Annotated in this window: 13 protein-coding genes; 7 read left to right on the forward strand and 6 right to left on the reverse strand. The window is 62.7% G+C overall.

The genetic code is table 11. From position 1 onward, the window contains the following. Positions 1-58: 58 nt before the first annotated feature. Complete coding sequence (gene gltX / locus QM649_RS15340) at positions 59-1,525, forward strand: glutamate--tRNA ligase (protein WP_415199934.1); 1,467 nt, start codon at positions 59-61, stop codon at positions 1,523-1,525. A 272-nt stretch (positions 1,526-1,797) separates the two neighbouring features. Here gltX and QM649_RS15345 read toward each other — a convergent pair whose 3' ends face one another. Both QM649_RS15345 and QM649_RS15350 read right to left on the reverse strand, forming a co-directional pair. Continuing rightward, positions 1,798-1,986 carry a hypothetical protein gene (locus tag QM649_RS15345; RefSeq protein WP_415199935.1) on the reverse strand — a complete coding sequence of 63 codons (189 nt, stop codon included), beginning with the start codon at positions 1,984-1,986 and terminating at the stop codon, positions 1,798-1,800. A gap of 12 nt (positions 1,987-1,998) precedes the next feature. Further along, positions 1,999-2,991 carry an SPFH domain-containing protein gene (locus QM649_RS15350; protein WP_415199936.1) on the reverse strand — a complete coding sequence of 331 codons (993 nt, stop codon included), beginning with the start codon at positions 2,989-2,991 and terminating at the stop codon, positions 1,999-2,001. Positions 2,992-3,131: 140 nt separating this feature from the next. Between QM649_RS15350 and hslV the strand changes: the two genes are divergently transcribed. Then, positions 3,132-3,755 carry an ATP-dependent protease subunit HslV gene (gene hslV, locus QM649_RS15355; RefSeq protein ID WP_415199937.1) on the forward strand — a complete coding sequence of 208 codons (624 nt, stop codon included), beginning with the start codon at positions 3,132-3,134 and terminating at the stop codon, positions 3,753-3,755. Between the two features lie 41 nt (positions 3,756-3,796). Next, positions 3,797-5,398, forward strand: coding sequence for an ATP-dependent protease ATPase subunit HslU (gene hslU, locus QM649_RS15360; protein ID WP_415199938.1), 1,602 nt, complete (start codon positions 3,797-3,799; stop codon positions 5,396-5,398). 69 nt (positions 5,399-5,467) lie between these two features. Here hslU and QM649_RS15365 read toward each other — a convergent pair whose 3' ends face one another. The 3 genes from QM649_RS15365 to QM649_RS15375 form a co-directional block, all read right to left on the reverse strand. After that, positions 5,468-6,103 (reverse strand): hypothetical protein, encoded by a 636-nt coding sequence (locus QM649_RS15365; RefSeq protein WP_415199939.1) that lies wholly within the window; start codon positions 6,101-6,103, stop codon positions 5,468-5,470. Positions 6,104-6,612: 509 nt separating this feature from the next. After that, on the reverse strand, positions 6,613-8,748 hold the full coding sequence (locus QM649_RS15370; protein WP_415199940.1) for an MGH1-like glycoside hydrolase domain-containing protein: 2,136 nt from the start codon (positions 8,746-8,748) through the stop codon (positions 6,613-6,615). A 525-nt stretch (positions 8,749-9,273) separates the two neighbouring features. Further along, entirely contained in the window at positions 9,274-9,888 is a 615-nt protein-coding gene (locus tag QM649_RS15375) for a hypothetical protein (protein ID WP_415199941.1), read from the reverse strand. A 263-nt stretch (positions 9,889-10,151) separates the two neighbouring features. Between QM649_RS15375 and QM649_RS15380 the strand changes: the two genes are divergently transcribed. The 4 genes from QM649_RS15380 (at position 10,152) to QM649_RS15395 (ending at position 21,150) form a co-directional block, all read left to right on the forward strand. Next, entirely contained in the window at positions 10,152-11,426 is a 1,275-nt protein-coding gene (locus tag QM649_RS15380) for a metallophosphoesterase family protein (protein ID WP_415199942.1), read from the forward strand. A 218-nt stretch (positions 11,427-11,644) separates the two neighbouring features. Further along, the gene (locus QM649_RS15385) at positions 11,645-11,878 is read left to right on the forward strand and encodes a hypothetical protein (protein WP_415199943.1); all 234 of its coding nucleotides are present in this window, start codon (positions 11,645-11,647) and stop codon (positions 11,876-11,878) included. A gap of 100 nt (positions 11,879-11,978) precedes the next feature. Further along, positions 11,979-12,329, forward strand: coding sequence for a cupin domain-containing protein (locus tag QM649_RS15390; RefSeq protein WP_415199944.1), 351 nt, complete (start codon positions 11,979-11,981; stop codon positions 12,327-12,329). A 211-nt stretch (positions 12,330-12,540) separates the two neighbouring features. Continuing rightward, complete coding sequence (locus tag QM649_RS15395) at positions 12,541-21,150, forward strand: beta strand repeat-containing protein (RefSeq protein WP_415199945.1); 8,610 nt, start codon at positions 12,541-12,543, stop codon at positions 21,148-21,150. A gap of 58 nt (positions 21,151-21,208) precedes the next feature. On the opposite strand, the gene QM649_RS15400 is transcribed toward QM649_RS15395, so the two are convergent. After that, positions 21,209-22,165: a hypothetical protein gene (locus QM649_RS15400; protein ID WP_415199946.1), complete on the reverse strand. Its 957-nt coding sequence runs from the start codon at positions 22,163-22,165 to the stop codon at positions 21,209-21,211. Positions 22,166-22,460 lie beyond the last annotated feature (295 nt).

Raw genomic sequence — 22,460 nt, forward strand, 5'->3', positions numbered from 1 at the left:
GAAACTTGACTCCCCCCAGCGACCTCCCTAGCATCGAAAGTTGGTCTCCGGAAAAGAAATGTCACCTCAGAGCACACCTCGCGTACGCATCGCTCCGTCTCCGACGGGCGATCCCCATGTCGGCACGGCTTACATTGGCCTCATCAACTTTCTCTATGCGCGCCAGGGCGGCGGGCAGTTTGTCCTGCGCATTGAGGACACCGACCGCACCCGCTTCGTCCCCACCTCCGAGCAGATGATCTTCGACGCGCTGCACTGGCTCGGCCTCACCTGGGACGAAGGTCCGGATGTGGGCGGCCCATATGGTCCCTATCGCCAATCCGAGCGCACGGAAATCTATCGCGAGCACGCTGAGATCCTGCTGAATAACGGCACGGCCTATCGCTGCTTCTGCACGCCGGAAGAGCTCGAAGCCTCGCGCAAGGCGCAGATGGCAGCGAAGCAGGCTCCGAAGTACGCGGGCACCTGCCGCAGCCTCACGCCGGAGCAGATCGCGACGAACATCGCCGAGGGCAAGTCCTTCACCATCCGCATGCTGGTGCCCGAGGGCTCGACGACCTTCCGTGACGAGCTGCGCGGCGACATCGTGATCGATCACGCGAACGTCGATGACCAGGTGCTGATGAAGTCCGACGGCTTCCCGACGTACCACCTGGCGAACGTGGTCGATGACCACCTGATGAAGATCACCGACGTGATCCGCGCCGAGGAGTGGATCTCCTCGACGCCGAAGCACGTGCTGCTGTACCTCAACTTCGGATGGGAGCTGCCGAAGTTCTGGCATATGCCGCTGCTGCGCAACCAGGACAAGAGCAAGATCTCAAAGCGCAAGAATCCGGTCTCGCTGGTCTACTACCGCCAGGCGGGCTTTGTGCCGGAGGCGGTCATCAACTTCCTCGGCCTGATGGGCGGCGGGATGCCGCAGGAGATCACGAGCGTGAGCGAGAAGTTCTCGCTCCCCCAAATGCTCGAGAAGTTCGACATCAAGACCATCAGCCTAGGCGGACCGGTCTTCGACCTGACCAAGCTCAAGTGGCTGAATGGCGAGTATCTCCGCGCGATGTCCGTCGATGACTTCTACGCGGCGCTGCGGGAGACGATCCTCTCGGACAACTACCTGAAGCAGATTGCCGAGCTGATGCAGACGCGCATCGAGACGCTCGGCCAGTTCGGCGACCTGACGAATTTCTTCTTCGCGGATAACATCCTGCCCGCGCAGGAGGTCTTCCTGCCCAAGAAGAAGACGCTCGAAGAGACGCTGGCCTTTGCCGCCGAGCAGCTGGCTGTGCTCGAAGCCACGGACTGGGAGAAGGAAAAGCTCGAGTCGGCGCTCAAGGCGCTGGGCGAGGCACAGAGCTGGTCAGTGAAGGAGAACTTCATGCTGCTGCGCGCCATCGTCACCGGCAGCACCATGAGCCCGCCGCTGCTTGAGAGCATGGTGGTCTTCGGCAAGTCGCGCACGCTCGACCGCCTGCGCCGCTTCCTCGACGCGCAGAAGAAGCTGGCTTCGCAGCAGAAAAAGTAAGCCCGAAATGCTGCACAAGCAAAGAGCCTCCCATCCGGGAGGCTCTTTGGGTTTACAAGCTACTGTCATTTCGACCGGAGCGAGACGGCTTCATCGTCGCGCGGAGTGGAGAAACCTGCGGTTTTCTTCGCTCGTGCCAGCAAGTATGCCCTCCCACCCAAGCGGAGCTTGGATGGGGCACCCGAATCCTCGCTTGCCGGCGGAACCGCAGGTTTCTCCACTCCGCTCGCGTTGCTCGCTTTGCTCGGAATGACAAGCTTTTCTTGAAATGCCTATTCGTCTTCGGTCGAAGATGATGCGGGTGGTTCGCTTTTCGTACCGCCCTTGCGCTTGTTCACGGCCTGTCGCAGCAGGTACTCGATCTGCCCGTTCACGGAGCGCAGCTCCGCCTGGGCCCAGCCTTCGAGCTCGGCCCAGAGCGCAGGATCGATGCGCAGCAGGAATGATTTGCGTTCAGCCATTCTTCTCTAGTTCTAGTTATAGAGCGTGCCCGTGTTAACCACCGGATGCACCTCGGACTCGGCGCAGAGCACAACCATCAGGTTGCTGACCATGGCGGCGCGGCGCTCGTCGTCGAGCGTGACCACCTGCTTCGCGGCGAGCTCGCTGAGAGCCATATCGACCATGCCCACCGCGCCCTGCACGATCTTCTGCCGTGCGGCGATCACCGCGTCGGCCTGCTGGCTGCGCAGCATCACCTGCGCGATTTCGCTTGCGTAGGCCAAGTGCGTGAGGCGCGCCTCGTCGACGGTGACGCCGGCTTTCGAGAGCCGCTCGGTCAACTCGCGGCAGAGCGCAGCCGAGACCTCATCGACATTGCGGCGCAGCGTGGTGTCGTTGGGATTGTTGTCGTCGTAGGCGTAGAGGTTGGCCAGATGCCGCAGCGCCGATTCGCTCTGCGTAGCCACGTAGTTCTCGTAGTTGTCCACATCGAAGCTGGCCTGCGCGGTGTCCTGCACCCGCCACACGACCACTGCGGCGATCTCGATGGGATTGCCGCGCAGATCGTTCACCTTGAGGATGTCGCTATTCAGCGTGCGGGCGCGCAGCGAGATCTTATTGCGGCCAGAGGAGCGCTTCGCTACCTGGATGGCTGCATCCTTGCCGGCCACGGTAAGCGGCGTAATCGACTGCCGCGCGCCGTTTGAGAAGAAGGGATGGCCCCAGAAGAAGCCGTCAGCGCGCACCGTGCCTTTGTATGAGCCGAAGAGCACCAGTACGCGCGCCTCGTTCGGCTGCAGCGTGTAGAAGCCGGGCAGAATCCCGATCAGGTCGAGGAAAAAGAGCAGGACGGCCGGGATCACGAAGAGCGGCTGCTCGTTCGCTGCGGCGTAGACGATCAGGGCGATGGCGGCGATCAGCAGCACAAAGAAGAGCAGAAGCATGGGCGCGCCCTTCTTCGGGGTGACGATGCGCTCTTTGTGAAAGGTCGTAGAGGGGATGGCGGCATTCGATACAGCGTTCATAGCTGGAGCCTCGCGCACCGTAGCTTGCGGTGCTATTGAAGTGATATCACTTCGATAGCGTAATGGCAAGAGGCTTTGCCGGACCGGCTAGCAGCGAAAAGCTAGCGGCCAGAAGCCGTTTCGCTATACTCGATAGGAGAATGCTGAAACCGAAGCTCCCGTCCGCCGCCGCGTCTGGCGGCAATTTCGTCTCCGCGCAGGCCGCTGCCGCCGAGGCCTCGAACCGTCCCCGCATCCGCTCGACGACTGTCATCTGCGTGCGCCGTAACGGCAGCGTGGTGATGGCTGCCGATGGCCAGGTGACCATGGGCGATTCGGTCATCAAGCACTCGGCGAAGAAGATCCGCCGCCTCTATCAGGACAAGATCCTCGCGGGCTTTGCCGGTTCCACCGGCGACGCCTTCTCGCTCTTCGGCCGCTTCGAGTCGAAGCTCGAGCAGTATGCGGGCAATCTGGGCCGCGCTGCTGTCGAGCTGGCGAAGGACTGGCGCACGGACAAGAGCCTGCGTTCGCTCGAGGCGCTGCTGGTGGTGGCCGATCCGCACCAGACCTTTCTGCTGAGCGGTTCAGGCGACGTGATCGAGCCGGACGAGGGCATTGCGACGATCGGCAGTGGCGGCTCGTATGCGCTGTCCGCGGCGCGCGCACTGATGGAGAACACCGAGCTCTCCGCGCGCGAGATTGCCGAGAAGGCGATGAAGATCGCCGGGCAGATCTGTATCTACACGAATGACAAGATTACGATCGAAGAGCTGAAGGGGTAGCTGTACCCGTTGCTCGTCGAGACTGCCGGAGGCAGGAAACGATGGCCATTTATTTACCCGGAACCGCGGAAGACCAGGAGCTGGCGCTCGAAGAGCTGACGCCCCGCGAGATTGTTGCTGAACTTGATAAGTATGTCGTAGGCCAGAAGGCCGCCAAGCGCGCCGTGGCCATTGCGCTGCGCAACCGCTCGCGCCGCCAGAAGCTTCCGCCCGACATTGCCGACGAGATCATGCCGAAGAACATCATCATGATCGGGCCCACCGGCGTGGGCAAGACGGAGATCGCGCGCCGCCTGGCGAAGCTGACCAACTCGCCCTTCCTCAAGGTGGAAGCCTCGAAGTTCACGGAAGTGGGCTACGTAGGCCGCGATGTCGAGTCGATCGTCCGCGACCTCGTCGAGATCGCCATCGACATGGTGCGCGAAGAGAAGCTGGAAGAGGTGGAAGACAAGGCCGAGCTGAATGCCGAGGAGCGTCTGCTCGATCTTCTTCTGCCGCCTGCTCCGGCCAGCGTGGCTGCTGTCCCCGCGGAAAAGGATGCGAAGAGCGCGGATGCGTCCAGCGCAGAAGAGTCTCCGCTGCGCGATACGGCTGAGCCCGAATCGGCAGACAAGCATCCGCTGACGACGCCCGACCACAGCCACGATTCCCACCACCGCACGCGTGAGAAGCTTCGCCAGCAGTTCCGCGAAGGCAAGCTCGACGATCGCATGGTCGACATCGATGTGCGCGACAAGAACGGTCCGTCCTTCGAGATCATCTCGAACCAGGGCGCCGAGGATATGGACATCAACCTCAAGGATGTCCTGCCTGGCCTCTTCGGCGCGCGCACCAAGAAGCGCAAGATGAAGGTCGTCGATGCGTTCGAGTATCTCGTACAGGAAGAAGAGGGACGTCTGATCGACATGGATCAGGTGACGCGCACGGCAGTGGAGCGCGTGGAGAACTCGGGCATCGTCTTCCTCGATGAGATCGACAAAATTGCCGGCCGCGAAGGTGGCCACGGTCCGGATGTCTCGCGCGAAGGTGTGCAGCGCGACATCCTGCCGATCGTGGAAGGTACGACGGTGAACACGCGCTATGGCATGGTGAAGACGGATTACATCCTGTTCATCGCCGCGGGTGCATTCCATGTCTCGAAGCCGAGCGACCTGATTCCCGAGCTGCAGGGACGTTTCCCCATCCGCGTGGAGCTGCAGTCGCTCACGGTCGAAGACTTCATCCGCATTCTCACCGAGCCGAAGTCGTCGCTGACCAAGCAGTACGCGGCGCTGCTCGATACCGAGGGCCTCAAGCTCGAATTCACGCGCGAGTCGCTGGAAGAGATGGCGCAGTTCGCTTATCGCGTGAATGAGACCACGGAGAATATTGGCGCACGCCGTCTGCACACCATCATGGAGCGAGTGCTCGATGAGATCAGCTTCGTGGCTCCAGACCTGGTGAAGGCTCCGGTCAAGGATGAGGCGAACGGTCTGCAGCTGGCAGCGGCGACGGACTTCGGCGCAACCGTGCCGCTGCCGGTAAGCGAGCGCGAGAACGCCTCGGGCGCGAAGGAGAAGGTCGTCGTGATCGATCCCGAATATGTGCGCCAGATGGTGGCGGATATTGTGAAGGATCAGGATCTTTCGAAGTACATTCTGTAACTTTTAGCTACTGAACTTCTCATAACAGCAGAAGCCCCGCGAAAGCGGGGCTTCTGTCTTTTGGTACAGCTAGACGAAGAAACCCGCAGGCCGATAACCGCTGAATTGACCGGAGTTGTACTGTACCTCGTGCTGCGGGGTCTGTGGAGGGTCAAAATCATCGTCGCTGCTGTCGTACTCCTCGATATCGACGCCTTCGTGTTCGTGGCTCTCATTGCAAATCTTGCAAAGTGCACGTAAGCCCGATTCGTCTTGATACACAGCACGTTTTTCATCTTTCGTAGCTCCCGAATTATTCAATCCGTCCAGATGTTCTGCCCATGTCGTCGGATGATGGTCCATGGTTACGGAACGGAGAGAGTGAACCTTACCACTCTTGCTCAGATAGCCATACTTAGATAGGTGAAAGTTGTTACTGATGTCTAAAAATGCCAGCATGCGTTTGCAGCGCGGACAAGTCCAGACAGCCTTAAAGCGGGCGGCGTCAAAATGCTTAACTACGTGTGCAGTGCTTTCGATTACGTTCCGTGGCGTGGCCTTCAGAAAGCTAAATCGCTCCTGTTTTCCCTTGGGTTGTGGTGGCATCCATTCGTCATCGTCTCCCATGCGCTGAATCACGCCTACTCGATGCGTAGCGAGCGGAGCCTGGATTCGTGGGGACAGGCCCGTACCACTTCCTTGGAAAAAAGGCGGCGAGATGCGCACGCCAGTGTGGCTCCTAGGCGCGGCGACGGGATTCGTCTGCCCGTTGGTTGAAAATGGCTGACATGTAGATGGAGCGATAGCTGGTCTCTTTGGCGAAACGGCCATCTGTGGACGATAGATGGGCGGTGCCGCCATCTTCGGTTGCGACGCGGATGCTTGAGGGCGATAGGCAGCAGGTGCCACCATCTTTGGTTGTGACGCGGATGCTTGAGGGCGATAGACAGCGGGCGCAGCCATCTTCGGTTGGAAGGCCACTTTTTGTGGACGATACACCGGTGGAGGCGCCATCGCTGGTTGCATCCGGCTTGGTCGTTGAGATAAGAGGCGCGGGTTAGGATGGCTTCTTCCGGAAAGCATGTGGCAAATCCACGGTTTTGAAGTCGCAGCCATATTAACCGCATATTGGACCGGTCATCCAGTCCATATGTCATGGGGGATAGCAGATGATGGCACTCCTGTTATCCCCTAAATGACCCTTGCCGTTTATGTGTCCGGCGTTACGATTACTCTTACGGCAGCCGGTCCAGCACGATCGCGCGCAGGCGCGCTGTGTTGATGTACGTATCCATGTTGGTGTCTTCCGGCTCGAACTTCAGCGCGGCGGTATGATGACCGGGAGTTAGCGTGAGCAGTTGCCCGCTGGAGCGTCCGTAGTTATCCCATTGATCCTTGCCGCGTTCGGGCATCACGATCGGACCGACCTTCTTCCCATCGATGTAGAGCGTGCGAATCGCGCACTTGCTGTTGTTCTCGATGTCATCGGCGCCATTCGCATATTCCACGCTGAGATAGAACCTGCCGGAGCGGTCGACTTCGAAGCTCACCTCGGTGTTGGGCATGATGTCCTGCCGCGTCTCGATGTATCCCTGATCTACATGTCCGGGATCTCCTGCGTTGAATTTCACGACCTGACCGGGCGTGGGGTTCACGGGCGCGCTGAGGAAGGACGGAATACCGTTGTTGCCGATCGCCGCGACCTGATAATCACTGCGCGTGTCTCCCGGTTCAAGCTGGATTGTCGCGGCTGAAAGCTGCTGCCACGGCTTTCCGTCGCGATAGACCTGGTAATGCGCGACGCCATCCGCCGGAGTCCAATGCAACTCCGAGTTGGCAAACTCAACCTTCGGAGTCAGTGGCGCGACTGCATCCTGCACGTGGTTGATCCCCAGCGGTGCAGCGCCCTGATTGTCCAGCTCGATGGTGAGCGTGTGCGAGCCTGTCGTGTCCGCGGGGATAAAGGGCTGTGACGGCTTGCCGTCGAGCAGCGCATGCTTCACATGTGCACCATTGCCCTTGATCTCGATGTCGAGGACCGCGCCGCGATAATGGAATCCGGAGAGCGAGCGCTGCTGTCCCCAGCCTTCCGGAACCACCGGGCTGAGGCGCAGTCCCTCCGGCTCCATGCGCATGCCGAAGAGCACGCGATAAGTCATCGCAAGGTTGCCGGCCACGCTCCACAGCTGGCGGTCGGAGCTGATCGCCGTGCCGTAAGGTGTTCCTGTTTCGAGGACCAGGTTTTCCTTGTTCGTGAGATAGAGTGCGCTGGCGCGATAGATCACCGCGAGTCCCTGTGCGACGGCTGCTTCATCGCCATGATCTGCGGCAGCCATGCTCCACAGCGCCTGCACAAAAGGCCACACGGAGCGATTGTGGTAGGGACGCATATCAGGAATCTGCGGGTAGAGCGTCGGGATGCCGTAATCCATCACAGGTACGGAGGCGAGGAGCGTCTTCTGCCGTGGCTCCGGCGCGAGTCCGGTGAGGATCGTGAGAGCCTGCCCGATCGCGTCCGATCGCGAGGAAAGACTCTGCCAGAGCGGTCCATAAAGATACTCGCCGTAGAAGCCCTTCTCCGGGATCCAGAATTTCTCGTTTATGGCCTGCTGCAGGCGATCGGCTTTCCGTGACCACTCGGCGTCCGGCAGCTTCTGCTCTTTCGCCATCGCAGCGAGCACGCGATAGACGCCATAGAAGATCGTGTTCGTGCTCAGGCTCTTCGACTCGTAGATGTCGACCGGCTGCATCCACTTCGGATGGGTCTGGTCGCGCCAGTCGAGGAACGAGGTTTCGCCGCGCACCAGCCCGTCATGAGGATCGATCGCGATCGCTTCATCGTCAGCGATCGAGTTACGGATGATGGTGTAGCTCTCGGTGAGCCAGTTACGGTCGCCGGTGGCAAGATAGATCTGCCACGCGGCCAGCGCCCAGCACTCCCTGTCCGTCGAGACCGGCCAGCTGCCGCCGGTGCCCGTGTCCTGCACGATGCGGTCGCGCCGGACCTTGGCCATCAGGCTCTTCTTCGCGCCTTCGGGATCGATCATCGCCAGCGAAAGGTAGATGCTGTAGCTGATATCGCGCGTCCAGACGCCGGGCCAGTCTGCACCCGCGCTGAATGCGCCGTCGTCGCGCTTATCCTTCTGCAACTCGCTGAGGGACAACTTGTAGAGCGCATTCGCCAGTGGAAGGTCCGACTCGAGCTTGGGAAAGCCGTCCAGGTTGCTGTCGAGCGACCAGGTGCGCTCACCGGTTGCGTTCTCTGCGGTGGGATAGTTCGAGTGCAGGCCGCCATCGGCTGTGACCTGCGCAGTGTATGCGCCTTCTACGACGCGATCGGGAAACACGCTGAACTTGTCGGAATGGAACATCGGATTCTGCCCATAAGCAGAGATGCAGCAGGAGAACACAAAGCCGCAAACGGCAGGAGAGCATCGGCGCAACGAGAAAGGCATGCGCACAGAATACTGCTTTGCGGGAGCGCTTTCATGGTTCTCGAGCTGAGAAGGGCAACCGGTCTTGCTCCTCTACAAACACAAACTGTCATTCAGTACGAAGTGAGCAGAGCGAACGCAGTGGGGGAACCTGAAGTTTCTCTTGCATGAAGAAAGAATGCAGATTCGCACCATCCGACGGTGGCCCATTCAAGCCTGAAGCTGGCTTGAGTGGGGGACAAGTAAGCTCATTGAGTTGGGGCTGCACCTCCCGCCCAAGCGAAGCTTGGACGGGGCACCCATATTCTCATCATGCGAAGAGAACCGCAGGTTCCTCCACTGCGCGAGACGACAAGTGTCTCGCTTCGGTCGGAATGACAGCTGCTTCGCACAGTGCGATTTGCTTTCGGCCTCCGCTTCCTTTGGTCGCGATCCTGCTTATGCTTCTATCTCAGCCCTGACTCACATCAAATGTACTGGTGCGCCCATGCGGTCGAGCTCGCCGCGGACCTTGGTCAGGCCGTACATATAGGTTTCAAACTCCTCGGCGAGGCGGCCGAAGAAGGCAGCTTCGCTCTGGTACTCGAAGAGGTTGAACTGCGAAACGATGAAGTAGCTCTCCTTGCCGGTGCGCACCATATCGAGCAGGCCTGCGTCGGCGGAGAAGCGGGCGCGCTGCGCGCCTTCGGGGAACATCCCGGTCGAGAAAAGCGCATAGTCGCCGATGTGCTTGCGTACGCGGCGCTCGTCGTCGAAGGAGTCTGCGGTGCCGTGGATGGGGTCGGCCGCGGCGAGCATGCGGCTTACGTCGCGGATGGGCTGGCCTTCGGCATCGCGAATGGGATAGAGCTTTTCCGCGACACAGAATTCGGTCAGCAGATCGGCAATATAAGACGTGACCTCGAGGTCGTGCACGCCGAGATGCTCGGAGTAGCAGCCGGAGACGACCTGGTGAAAGAGCTGGCGAAGCGCGTGCTGCTCGGGAATCATAGGCACCCCCCAACCGGCGTAGAGCCGGAGACACAAAGCCTGCTTGGCTATCGCGGCCCGCCTTGCCGCCGCGATCTGCGTTGCCATCGCGGTGCTGCCTTTGTGGTGCAGATATCGGCAGTCCGTAACGGTTCTTTCATCGTGTTGTCACAAATCTACGGAAATTCCGCAGCAAGACAAGTACTGTTTCGGGTTATACGTTCACTTTTCTGGCACTCCCTGGCCGACAGTGCGAGAGATGACGTCGCCGAAGATTTCATCGGGGATGCATGCAGGCCTGCATCGAAGAAGACTATGCTCCGCATGCGCAGGCGTTTGACGCGCGCAGACTCGACGAAAGGTACCCCCCGATGACCGAGAAGCATCCCGACAGCAAATCCGAGAAGAAGCACAAGCCGACGCAGGCCGGCTCCCCGACGACGGCAACCGGAACCAGCACATCGAGCGGCCAGCCGGTCTTTGCGCAGCCCCAGCCCTCGCCCGATCCGACCGGCTTCAAGACGCCGGTGACCGACCAGAGCGACAAGGAGTTTGCCCAGGTCGAGGCTGTGCCGGAACCGGTGGGCAACGCGGTCGAACCGATTCTCACGCTGGCGCAGGTCTACGGCTCAGCCGGCGATGCGAAGACTTCGGCCATTACCCAGTCCGGACAGATCGTCTTCCACTCGGTGGGCGATACCGGCAGCGTCGAGGGACCCACGACGCAATCGCTGGTGGCCGACAAGATGGTCTCGGACTTCGATGAGGACGATGCGGCCGATGTGCCCAGCTTCTTCTTCCATCTGGGCGACGTGGTGTACTACTTCGGCGAGGCGGCCTACTACTACGACCAGTTCTACGAGCCGTACCGCAACTACCCGGCGCCGATCGTCGCGATTCCCGGCAACCATGATGGCGTGGTCTACAAGGCCGATCCTGCACCGACCCTCGCGGCGTTTCTGACAAACTTCGTCTCGCCGAGCCCGGTAGTCTCGCCCGATGCGGGCGGACTGGTGCGCACGGCTCAGATCCAGCCAGGTGTGTACTTCACCTTCGACGCGCCTTTCGTGCGCATCCTCGGGCTCTATAGCAACGTGCTCGAAGACCCGGGTGTGATCTCGGATGAAAGCGGCACCTACACCACACTCGACCAGCGGCAGATCGACTTCCTGACCACGGCGCTCAAGCGCATCGTCTCGGAGAGCTACGCCGGGGCAGTCATCGTTGCCGTGCACCATCCGCCGTATACCGGCGGCTCCGTCCACGGCGGCAGTCCGAAGATGCTCGCCGACATCGACGCCTGCTGCACGGCGGCGGGCTTCTGGCCGCACGCGGTCTTCTCCGGACACTCGCATAACTACCAGCGCTACACGCGCACGGTGAACGGCGGCAGCACCCCGTACATCGTGGCGGGATGCGGCGGCCACTCACCGCTCTCGACCATGCGTGGCACCTACCGCACGCCCTACAAGATCGACGACACGCTAACCCTCGAAAGCTACGACGATACCGACTACGGCTATCTGCGCATCGTGGTGAACGCGGAGACGATGACCATCGAGTTCCATCCCGAGGCCGACGGCGCAACCACCAAGACGCCGGACGACACCGTAACCATCAACCTCTCGACACGCACGCTGAGTTAGGGCGCGGGCGGCTTGGCAATCTTGGCCATCGCATGTCTCTTCATCGAGATGTGCGATGGCGGGACAACCACATTTGAACTGCGAAGGATGCTATCGGGGTGGAATTGGTTACCTGGCGGTGACCAAGGTACACAGAAGTGGTATAGGCATCGGAGCGGGATTGAGGGAACCTGTCTTTGGAAGCGAGGGGTATCTACCCCAGAACGGGCGACAAAAACATGTTTCAGATCATCTTAGCTCTTATATTTGTTGGCATGATCCTCACTCCCGCCATCGTCGCCGCGCGCAGCGGCAAAAAAGAGATGGAAGCTGAGTCCGAGACGCCGGTGAATGAGGCCCCGCAGGTTGCGCGGGTCGCTGAGAAAAATCCGGTCCGCCCCGCCGGTGTGACGCCCATCCCCGCAGCCAGCACGCTGCCGCTGCATCGCACGCTCGGTCTGTCCGGCCGCTAGCCGATTCCAAAGTTTCGATACAAGTTTTCCTACTGACGTCCCGGGCTACGGCCCGGGTTTTTTTGCGCGTCAAAGCCGTCCTGTGTTCCTTTGGAAAGAAATGACAGCGAAGCGCAGCATCGAAAACGCAAGCCATTACCAGTGGGGCGACGCCTGTGACGGTTGGATTCTGGGCCCTTCGCCGGACATGATGGTCATCCAGGAGCGGATGCCTCCCGGCACTGCGGAGCAGAGGCACTTTCACGGGAAGGCTCGCCAGTTTTTCTATGTTCTGGAAGGATTGCTGACCATGGAACTGGAAGGTGAATATTACGGGATCGAGGCCAGGTCGGGCATCGAAATTCCGCCGGGCGCCCGCCACCAGGCGCGCAACGACAGCCCGGAAGACGTGCATTTTCTCGTCATCTCCAGCCCTTCCACTCGGGGCGACCGGACTGACATCGTCGCGTAGTGCTTTGCTCGCAGCGAGGACGATCGATGAGCATGTGATCCGGGATGGGACAGGCGCCGGGAAGGTCTGGAGCCGTCCGTTGCGAGAAGTTCCGGGGGATGAAGAAGACCGGCCGCCGCCCGTTCTAATGAGAAAGCCCTAATCATCGACCGGAAAACAGGGTCTCATGCACGAGTGATTCAGGTCGATACACACGGTGCGAGGAATCACCGTGGCCATCTCTTTCTCCCTGTCCCGTCGTGTGGTTGCTGTTGTCTCACTCTGCATCATGCTCGTGCTTGCCGGCTGCGGCGGAAGATCCTCCTCCAGCAGCATCTCGATCAGCCTTCCGGGCGGTACGCTCGCCGTGGGGCAGAGCGTGCAGTTGAAAGCCACCGAGACGACGTCTGGGTCGCCGACGACGGATGTGACTAGCACAGCAAGCTGGTCTTCGTCGAATACAGCCGTGGCTACGATCAGTGCAGCCGGCGTTGTGACCGGCGTGAAGGCGGGGACGACCACCATCTCCGCCACGGTGCAGAAGACCACGGGCACACTGCTGCTCACGGTGGGTGCGGCGGCGGTGACGTCGATCGCGATTGCGCCTGCTTCGGCCAGCGTCTATACGGGCGGCACGCAGCAGTTCTCCGCGACGGCCACCTACAGTGACGGAAGTACCGGGGACATCACCAAGCAGGTCAGCTGGTCGGTGACGCCGTCTTCCGTTGCGACCATCAGCACCAGCGGCCTGCTGACGGCCGTCGCCGCGGGCAGCTTCACCGTGACCGCCAACAGCGGCTCGGTGCAGGCGACAGCCACCGGGACGGTGAGCAACGCGACCCTGACTTCCGTCGCCGTCTCGCCGACGGCGGCGACCATCGCCTCGGGTGGCACGCAGCAGTTCACGGCAACCGGCACCTACAGCGATTCGTCCACGAAGGATCTTACTTCGAGCGTCACCTGGAGTTCGAGCAACACCTCCGTGCTGACCATTGCCTCGACCGGCCTCGCGACGGCGGGTTCGATCACGGCAAACACTTCGGCCACGATTACGGCGACGCTCGGCTCGCTCACCGCGACCTCCGCGGTGACGTTGACGCCCGCCGCCACCATGACCAGCCTGGTGGTGCGGCCGACCAGCTCGAGCATTGCGCCGAATACCGCCGAGCAGCATACGGCCACGGCTTATTATTCCGACGGCACGCAGCAGGATGTCACCAGCCAGGTGAGCTGGTCGACGGCAAGCACAACGCTTTCTCCCACGGGCAGCGTTCGCCGAGCGACGACACGGCTGCGCACGCAGCGTAGCGCCGGTCCGGCCGCGGGCGAGGGCTTCGCGCAGGCTGATGGCTCGAGCCCCGTCTCGGTCGACGGCTCGGGCATCGATACCGCGAACCAGGTGGGCTCGGCGCAGCTCACCGCCACACTCGGTGGCCTCAGCTCGCAGAGCGTGGTGCTGGTGCGCGATACGGCCGTCCAGTCGGTTGCGATCAGCTCGACCGAGCTCGAGATTCCCGCGCAGACGCAGCAGCAGTTCACCCTGCAGGGCACCTTCGAGGACGGCAGCGTGCAGGATCTGAGCCTGACCGCGGGCTGGCAGTCCTCGAATACCGGAGTCGCAACCATCGACAGCTCCGGCCTGCTGACCGCGGTGAGCGCCGGCACGACGACGATCTCGGCCGGTTTCGGTGGCGCCACCGCCACGCCGGTCACGGTACAGGTTCTCCCGGTCGACCTGGTGTCTCTGACCCTGAAAATCCCCTATCCGACGATAGGACCGGGAGCGACTGAGCAACTGGCGGTTATCGGTACCTTCTCCGATGGCACGCAGCAGGATGTGACCTCGCTGGCCAGCTGGACCTCGTCGAATACGACGGTGATGACGATCAACGACAGCGGCTTTGTGCAGGTGCTTACCTCGGGCCGCGCCGAGATTACCGCATCGGTGCTCGGAGTCAGTGCGGTTGCGGCCATCGCCTCGGAGGCTGCGACATTGCAGTCGCTTGAGGTGCTGCCGTCCTCTGTGAACTTTGCGCTGGGCACCAGCGAGCAGTTCGCCTGTCTCGGCATCTTCTCGGATGGCGCGCAGATCAATCTCACGGGTCAGGTGGTCTGGACCTCCGGCAATCCGACCGTGCTGACGATCAACAGCTCAGGGCTGGCCAAGAGCGGGAGCATCGGTTCGACAACGATCACTGCCAGCTATCTCGGCATCAGTGCGTCCACGGGCGCGGTCAATGTGACCTCGGCAACGCTGGCAGGCATTACGCTTGCGCCCACCTCGTCGCGCATCGCCTTCGGCACCCATCAGCAATATGCCGCGACCGGCTGGTTCAACGACGGTTCGGTGCAGGATCTGACTTCCGATGTCAGCTGGTCGGTCTCCGACCCGACCGTCGCCTCGGTGGACTCCGGCGGAAGGGTGCTCGGACTGAAGGCAGGTACGGTGACGGTGACAGCCGCCTCGCAAGGCCAGAGTGCGAGTGCGCCGCTGACGGTGACCGATGCCACGCTTGTCTCGACGGTCATCAGTCCGGGCAATACTGAGCTGCCGGCAGGAGTGACGCGCCAGTTCTCGCTCATCGGCACCTTCTCCGACGGCACCACGCAGGACATGACGGCCGATGCCATCTGGCAATCTCCTACGCCGACGATCGTGATGTCCGTAGCCATCGACATTCTCGGCGAGGGGCCCGAGCCGGAGGTGGGTGTTGGCGTCTCTCCAGGCATCGGCACGCTGGGCGCGGTATACGGCAACTTCAGCTCGGCGACTCAGGTCACGGTGACCAATGCCACGTTGAGCTCCATCAGTCTTGCGCCGGCCTCTTCGGTCATCCGCACCGGCGGCCAGCAAGCCATGACGGCAACCGGCACCTTCTCCGATGGCTTCCAGCAGAATCTTTATCTGAATGCTGTCTTCCACATCTCGAATGCGAGTGTGGCCACGATTCTGAATGCCACCGGCGTCGCGTATGGCACGGCAGTGGGCACGACACAGCTGACGTCGACCTTCGACGGCCTGACCTCCGGCGCGAGTACGCTCACGGTGGAGAGCGGTACGCTCGATTCGATCACGCTCTCGCCCTCGAACCCTGCGGTGACCGCGGGCGGAAGCCAGCAGCTGACGGCGACCGGCAATTATGCCGACGGCACCACCAGTGACTTGTCGAGCCAGGTGACCTGGACCTCGTCAAATCCGTCCGCGCTCAGCGTGAGCACAACCGGCCTCGCGACCGCGCACGCCGTCTCGGCGGTGACGACGGTGACGGTGACCGCGACCTATGGCAGCGTCAGCCAGTCCTTTACTGTCACCATCTCGCCGGCGAATTCAGGCGGCAGCACCGTGTCTTCGCTGGCTATCACGCCGGCGAGCCCGGACATCGCCTCCGGCTCGACCGGCCAGCTTACGGTCACCGCGACGTATGCCGACGGCTCGACGGGCACTGTCACCGGCCTCGCGAGCTGGAGCTCCTCCAACAACGCGGTTGCCACCGTCGACACCAGCGGTCTGGTGACCGCAACCGGTGTTGGCGTAGCGACGATCACCGCGTCCTATGGCGGCAGCACGGCCACGGCATCGGTCACCGTGGGCCAGCAGACCTCGCCTACCGCGACCCTCACCTCGATTGCCGTCTTCCCATCGAACATCAGCATCTCGGCGGGAGCGACTCACCAGTACACCGCACGCGCCACCTATTCGGATGGCACGACCTCGGATATTACGAACTCCGTCACCTGGGCGTCTTCGAGCCCGGCGGTCGCGACGATTTCGAGCGCCGGAATGGCTACGGGCGTGAGCGCGGGCACCACGCAGATCACGGCTCAGAGCGGCAGCATCAGCGGCGCGGCGACGCTTACGGTCACCAGCCCTACCGTCTCCTCGATTGCAATCACCCCGGCGACGGCGGCGATCGCTCCGGGCGCCACCGTGCAGTACCATGCGACGGCAACCTATCCCGACGGGACCACCCAGGACGTGACTTCGACCGCGACCTGGACCAGCTCAAACAGCGGGGTCGCGACGATCAATAACGCTGGCCTCGCAACCGGCGTTGCGAATGGTTCGACGGCGATCAGCGCCTCGGCCGGGGGAGCTTCGGGCGATGCTTCGCTGACCGTCGCCTCGAACTCCACGCCGACGCTCACCTCGATCAGCGTGAGCCCGTCGACGGCCAGTGTGACCACGGGCGGTAACCAGCAGTTCACCGCCACCGGCAGCTACTCCGACGGCTCGACCCAGGACCTGACTTCCTCGGCGACTTGGTCCAGCTCCAGTCCCTCGGTGGCGGTTGTCAGCAGCGATGGACTGGCCAGCGGCGTGGCCGCGGGCACCGCGACGATCACGGCGACCAGCGGCAGCATCTCCGGTACCGCGACGCTGACCGTCACCGGCTCGGGCAGCACGGTCACCGGCCTGGTCATCACGCCGACGAGCAGTCAGATTATCTCCGGGCTGAGCGAGAACTTCACGGCGACGGCGACCTATGGCGATGGCTCGACCCATAACGTCTCCTCTTCGGTGACCTGGTCGAGCTCGAACCCTGCCGTGGCTGTGGTGAATTCGAGCGGCCAGGTGACCGGCGTCGCTCCGGGTACGGCCGTGATCACCGGCTCCATCGGCTCGGTGACCAGCCAGACGACGGTCGTGATCGAAGCGGCCACGCTCAGTTCGCTGGCCATCAGCCCGAGCGGCGCGAGCTTCGCCGCCGGCGTCACGCAGCAGTTCACCCTCACCGCGACCTATTCGAACGGCACGCGGCAGGACGTGACCTCGCAGGCAACATGGTCATCGACTGCGTCCAATGTGGCCACGGTTTCGAGCAGCGGTCTCGCGACCGGCGTCGCCCAGGGCACGGCGCAGATCTCTGCGACCTTTACCACGCAGTCCGTGGCGACGACGGTGCAGATCACGCCGGCGACGCTGGTCTCGGTTGCGGTTTCGCCCTCCTCGGCCAGCTTTGCCCAGGGTACTACGCAGCAATTCTCGGTGATCGGCACTTACACCGACGGCACCACGCAGAACCTCACCAGCCAGGCCACCTTCAGCAGTTCGAATCCGTCCGTTGTGTCCGTTTCGAGCAGCGGCCTGGCCACCGGCGTGGGTACCGGTTCGGCGGCCATTACCGTCTCGGTCGACGGGCAGAGCGCCACGACGCAGTCGGTCACCGTGACCCCGGCGACACTGGTCTCGATCGCCATCACTCCACAGACGCCGAGTTTTGCCGCGGGCACGACGCAGCAGTTCACCGCCATCGGCACCTACTCGGATGGCACCACGCAGGACCTGACCACGCAGGCGGTCTGGTATTCGAACAATCCGCAGGTGGTCACGATCAACAGCAGCGGCCTCGCCTCGTCGAGCACCTCGACCGGCACCGCGCAGATCTCTTGCACCTTCAACGGCGTCTCGGCGACCACCGGCAATGTGACGGTGACGCCGGCCGTGCTCACCTCGCTGGCGATCGCGCCCACCACGGCGCAGATCGCCAAGGGCACGACACAACAGTTCACAGCAACCGGCACCTACTCCGATTCCTCGACTCAGGATCTCAGCTCCACGGTCTCCTGGACGAGTTCGGATGCGACCGTGGCTTCGATCTCGGCCTCGGGCCTGGCGACGGGCAACAACGTGGGCTCGGCGCAGATCACCGCGTCCTTCAATGGGCAGACGGCTTCGACTTCGAGCTTCAGCGTGACTCCGGCGACGCTGGTCTCGATCGCCTTCAGCCCGGCGAATCCCTCGGTCGCGGCAGGCACCAGCGCGCAGGTGACAGTGACCGGCACCTTCTCCGATGGCTCGACGCAGAACCTGTCGAGCGCGGCGACCTACAGCTCCTCGAACACCGCGGCCGTAACCGTGAATGCGAGCGGCGTGATCACCGGTGTCGCCACCGGCTCGAGCACGGTGACGGTAACGGTCGATGGCGTCACGAACAGCTTTACGGCGACCGTAACCTCGGCGACGCTGAGCTCGATCGCTATCACCCCCGCAAACCCGGCCAGCCTGCCCAAGGGCACAACCGAGCAGTTCACGGCGACCGGCACCTACTCCGATGGCTCGACGCAGGATCTCTCTTCGACGGTGACCTGGACGAGTTCGAATACCGCGGTACTTACCGTGAACACCAGCGGTCTGGCCTCCGGCGCAGGCGTGGGCACGGCGACATTGACCGCGGCGTACCAGGGACTGTCCACCACGTCCGGCTCGGTGCAGGTCACCCCGGCCGTGGTCGCCTCCATCGCCGTCACCCCGTCTGCGGCGACGATGACCGCCGGCGGAACGCAGCAGTACGACGCGGTGGCCACGTATACCGATGCCACGACCCAGGACGTGACCAACTCGGCCACATGGTCGAGTTCCACCCCGACGGTCGCGACTGTGACCTCGACCGGGGCGGTAGTCGCCGTGAGCCAGGGTACAACGACGATCTCGGCCGTCTATAACGGGATCACCGGCTCGACTTCGCTGACTGTGAACCCGGTAGTGGCGCCGGTCCTGTCCTCGGTCTACGTCACCCCGTCGGTGGCGTCGATCGCCAAGGGAAACACGCAGCAGTTCGCCGCCACGGGCTTCTACACGGACGGTTCCTCGCATGACCTCACCGCGCAGGCGGTGTGGCAGTCCTCGGTGCCGTCCGTCGCATCTGTTTCGACCTCGGGATTGGCCTCCGGTCTTTCGGGCGGCAACACGCAGATATGGGCCACGGCCGGTGGCGTCTCGGGCGTAGCGGCTCTCACCGTAAGCCCGGCCACGCTGGTCTCGCTGGCTGTGAGCCCCGCGGCTGTCACCCTGGCCAAGGGCACCTCGCAGCAGTACACCGCGATCGGCACACTCTCCGACGGCTCGACCGAGGACCTGACCACGTCGGTGACCTGGACCTCGAGCGCGACCTCGGTGGCGACCATCAACAGCTCGGGCTACGCCACCAGCGTGGGCACGGGCGCTACGACCATCACCGCCACGGCGAGCGGCATCTCCGGCTCCGGCGCCATGACAGTGACCTCGGCCACGGTCGTCTCCGTGCTGGTGACCCCGGCCACGGTGGCGCTGCCGGCCGGTGGCACGCAGCAGCTGATGGCGACGGCGGTCTTCACCGACGGCACCTCGCAGAACGTCACCACCAGCGCAACCTACGCCAGCTCGAATACCGGAGTGGTCACGGCCAGCACGGCCGGCCTGGTCACTGCGGTTGGAGCAGGTGCAGCGACGCTGACGGTCAGCCTCGGCGCCACCTCGACGACGGTGCCGGTGACGATCACCACGGCGGTGCTTACCTCGATCGCCATCACGCCCTCACCCTTCAGCCTTGCGGTGGGTGAGAGCCAGCAGATGACGGCGACCGGCACCTTCTCCGACGGCTCGACGCAGAACCTCACCAACTCGGTGGCCTGGACCAGCTCCTCGCCTACGGTTGCCACGGTGAGCCTGAACGGACTGGTGATCGCCAGCCAGCCCGGCACGGCGACGATCTCGGCGACGAACGGCCTAATCACTGCGTCTTCGACGCTGACCGCGACCTCGGCCGTGGTTACCGCGATCGCCGTGAGCCCGGCCGCCGCCACGCTCGCCGCAGGCCAGACGCAGCAGTACGCAGCGACCGCCACGATGAGCGACGGCAGCCAGCAGAACGTGACCTCATCGGTGCATTGGAGCACTTCGAACGTGGCCAACGGCACGATCAGTAACATTGCCGGGACCAATGGATTGCTCGTGACACTTACTCCCGGGACCTTCACCGTTTCGGCGGCGCTCAACGGCGTCACCGGCACGGCCTCGGTGACGGTGACCTCGGCGATCCTCACCTCGCTCACCATCACGCCCAGTCCGGTCTCATTGCCCGCAGGCACTACGCAGGTGCTTACCGTGACCGGCAACTACAGTGACGGCTCGACGGCGAACGTGACCTCGACCGCAACCTGGACGACCAGCAGTGCGGCAACCGCGACGGTAGCCACCGGAGGCACACTCAGCGCCGTCAGTCCGGGCAGTGCAACGGTGACTGCGCACGTCGGCCTCATCACGCAGGCCGATGCGGTGACGGTGACCAGCGCGGTGCTCAACTCGATCACGATTAACGTGCCGTCCGGAGGAATTCCGCTTGGACTGCAATCGCAGATCACCGCAACCGGTACCTATACGGATGGGTCCACGCAGGATGTCACCTCGCAGGTGCTCTGGTCCTCTTCGGTCCCGTCTGTCGCGACCATTAGCAGCACCGGCCTGGTCACGACGGTAGCGGCGGGCACCACGCAGATCGGCGCATCGCTGAACGGGGTCACGCAGCAGACCGCTCTCACCGTCAGTGCCGCCGTGCTCTCGAGCATCGCCATCCAGGCCAGCCAGTCGAGCTTTGCCCTCGGGCTCTCTCTGCAGCTGACCGCGGTTGGCACGTACTCGGATAACTCGACGCAGAACCTTACCAGCGCGGTGACCTGGTCTTCGCTCTCACCCTCGGTCGGCCTGGTCAGCTCGGCAGGCGTCGCCACCGGCCTCACCACGGGCACCTTTACCGCGAAGGCAACGCTCGGCAGTGTGAGCGGAACGCTGACGGTGACGGTAACCAGCGCCGTGCTGCAGTCGATCGTCGTCACCCCGGCCAACAGCACCATCCTGAATGTGCTCGGCAGCAGCGTGCAGTATACGGCTACCGGCCACTTCAGTGATGGCAGCACGCAGAACATCACCACCACCTGCCACTGGGCAATCACCAGCGGCCTGTCCCTCGGGTCGATCTCTCAAACCGGCAGCTTCTCACCGCTGGGTGTGGGAGCCGGAACGCTCTCGGCCACATCGGGCAGTATCAGCGGATCCACGGGCTTCATCGTGGTCTCCGTCCTCTAGAAAAGGCACTGCCCTCCGACGCAAGCGCGTCGGAGGGCAGTGTCCGTTTCCTCTCGGTTTAGCGGCCGTTCACAATAACCCGCACGCGTGCCCGCGCCATGCGGACGCGGCAGGAGTACAATGCGGGACCAGCAAGGCAGGCGCCATCACGCGCGGCGATCCACGAGACCTGGAACGAATTCAGAAAGTAGGCCGTGGCGTTGGTCGCATAGTTCACCTGCTTCAGGTAGTATGCGGCGGTCACGTCGATATCCGCCGCCTCGGCGTTGAGCTGCTGGCACTGTGTGGCGGGCGGTTGCGTTGTGCCGTCGGGTGCAATGCAGTAGTCCTCGTCATGTTCCAGGAGGATCTTGCGCTTGTTGCCGGTGAGGAAGTAGCGCGGGGTGATGAGGGGAATGGCAGAGCCGGAAATCCACTGTGCCATGGTCAGGACAAAGGCCGGCGGCAGCTGGCTCATCTCGATGAGATTGTCCTTGCCGGGGCTTACCTGCCGGGCAAAGACATTGATCGTCGGCGACGGCTCGCCATTGGTGGGGTGGAAATAAAACGCGCCCACGCCGATGCCGTCCTGCAGGTCGATCCAGAGCATGGCGCGGCCGTCGAGCATCCTGGAGGTGCGATCGCTGGCGATGACGAGATAGCGGTCCTGAAGAATCGTGACCGGCATCTTCGATCCGCCGACGACATCATCGAAGGCCTCGGTGAGCGGACGGTCGTAGCCGTAATGGAAGGTGCAGTGTGGCAGAAAGTTGTCTTCCGCGAGCTTCCAGAACTGCTTGTTGTGCATGAGCTCTTTTGTGGATTTGCCGGCGTAGGCGCGCAGGAAATCGAGTTCGGCCGCGGGCACTGCAGGCTGAAAGAGCGAGAGGTTATAGTGCAATCCGGGCAGCGTAGGTGGCGGAGCCATGACCTGTGCGCTGCCGTGAGACGCAGATGCGAAGAGCATCACGGCGAAGAAGACAGCGAGAACGAGACGGCGAGGAAAGCTGCGGAGAGAAGGGCGCGTGAGCGGCATGCGAGCGTGCTCCCTGGAACGGGACAGACAGCAATCGACCGCATTCTAGCGTGGTTGGGTGCGAAGGCCGCATGAAACTTTGCGCAGGGCGAGGACTGGCCGTCCGGGCCTTTCGCCTTCGGCCTCCGCTCCCTTTGGTCGCGAGGTTGGCGTTTGTGCGGGTGTTGGATGAGAACTGCAGGTTCCTCCACTTCGCGAGACAAAAAGCGTCTCGCTTCGGTCGGAATGACAGATGTTTTTATGCTTTTATCTGAGCCCTGAGCCCTGAGCCCTGAGCCCTGAGCCCTGAGCCCTG

It is taken from the genome of Silvibacterium sp., from assembly GCF_047605705.1.
Lineage (GTDB): Bacteria > Acidobacteriota > Terriglobia > Terriglobales > Acidobacteriaceae > Silvibacterium.

Excerpts from the sequence above, each read along its gene's own strand:
- QM649_RS15370 (WP_415199940.1), bottom strand. The coding sequence starts at position 8,748 with ATGTTCCATTCCGACAAGTTCAGCGTGTTTCCCGATCGCGTCGTAGAA.
- hslV (WP_415199937.1), top strand. The coding sequence starts at position 3,132 with ATGCTGAAACCGAAGCTCCCGTCCGCCGCCGCGTCTGGCGGCAATTTC.
- QM649_RS15375 (WP_415199941.1), bottom strand. The coding sequence starts at position 9,888 with ATGGCAACGCAGATCGCGGCGGCAAGGCGGGCCGCGATAGCCAAGCAG.
- QM649_RS15385 (WP_415199943.1), top strand. The coding sequence starts at position 11,645 with ATGTTTCAGATCATCTTAGCTCTTATATTTGTTGGCATGATCCTCACT.
- QM649_RS15345 (WP_415199935.1), bottom strand. The coding sequence starts at position 1,986 with ATGGCTGAACGCAAATCATTCCTGCTGCGCATCGATCCTGCGCTCTGG.
- QM649_RS15390 (WP_415199944.1), top strand. The coding sequence starts at position 11,979 with ATGACAGCGAAGCGCAGCATCGAAAACGCAAGCCATTACCAGTGGGGC.
- hslU (WP_415199938.1), top strand. The coding sequence starts at position 3,797 with ATGGCCATTTATTTACCCGGAACCGCGGAAGACCAGGAGCTGGCGCTC.
- gltX (WP_415199934.1), top strand. The coding sequence starts at position 59 with ATGTCACCTCAGAGCACACCTCGCGTACGCATCGCTCCGTCTCCGACG.
- QM649_RS15350 (WP_415199936.1), bottom strand. The coding sequence starts at position 2,991 with ATGAACGCTGTATCGAATGCCGCCATCCCCTCTACGACCTTTCACAAA.
- QM649_RS15380 (WP_415199942.1), top strand. The coding sequence starts at position 10,152 with ATGACCGAGAAGCATCCCGACAGCAAATCCGAGAAGAAGCACAAGCCG.
- QM649_RS15400 (WP_415199946.1), bottom strand. The coding sequence starts at position 22,165 with ATGCCGCTCACGCGCCCTTCTCTCCGCAGCTTTCCTCGCCGTCTCGTT.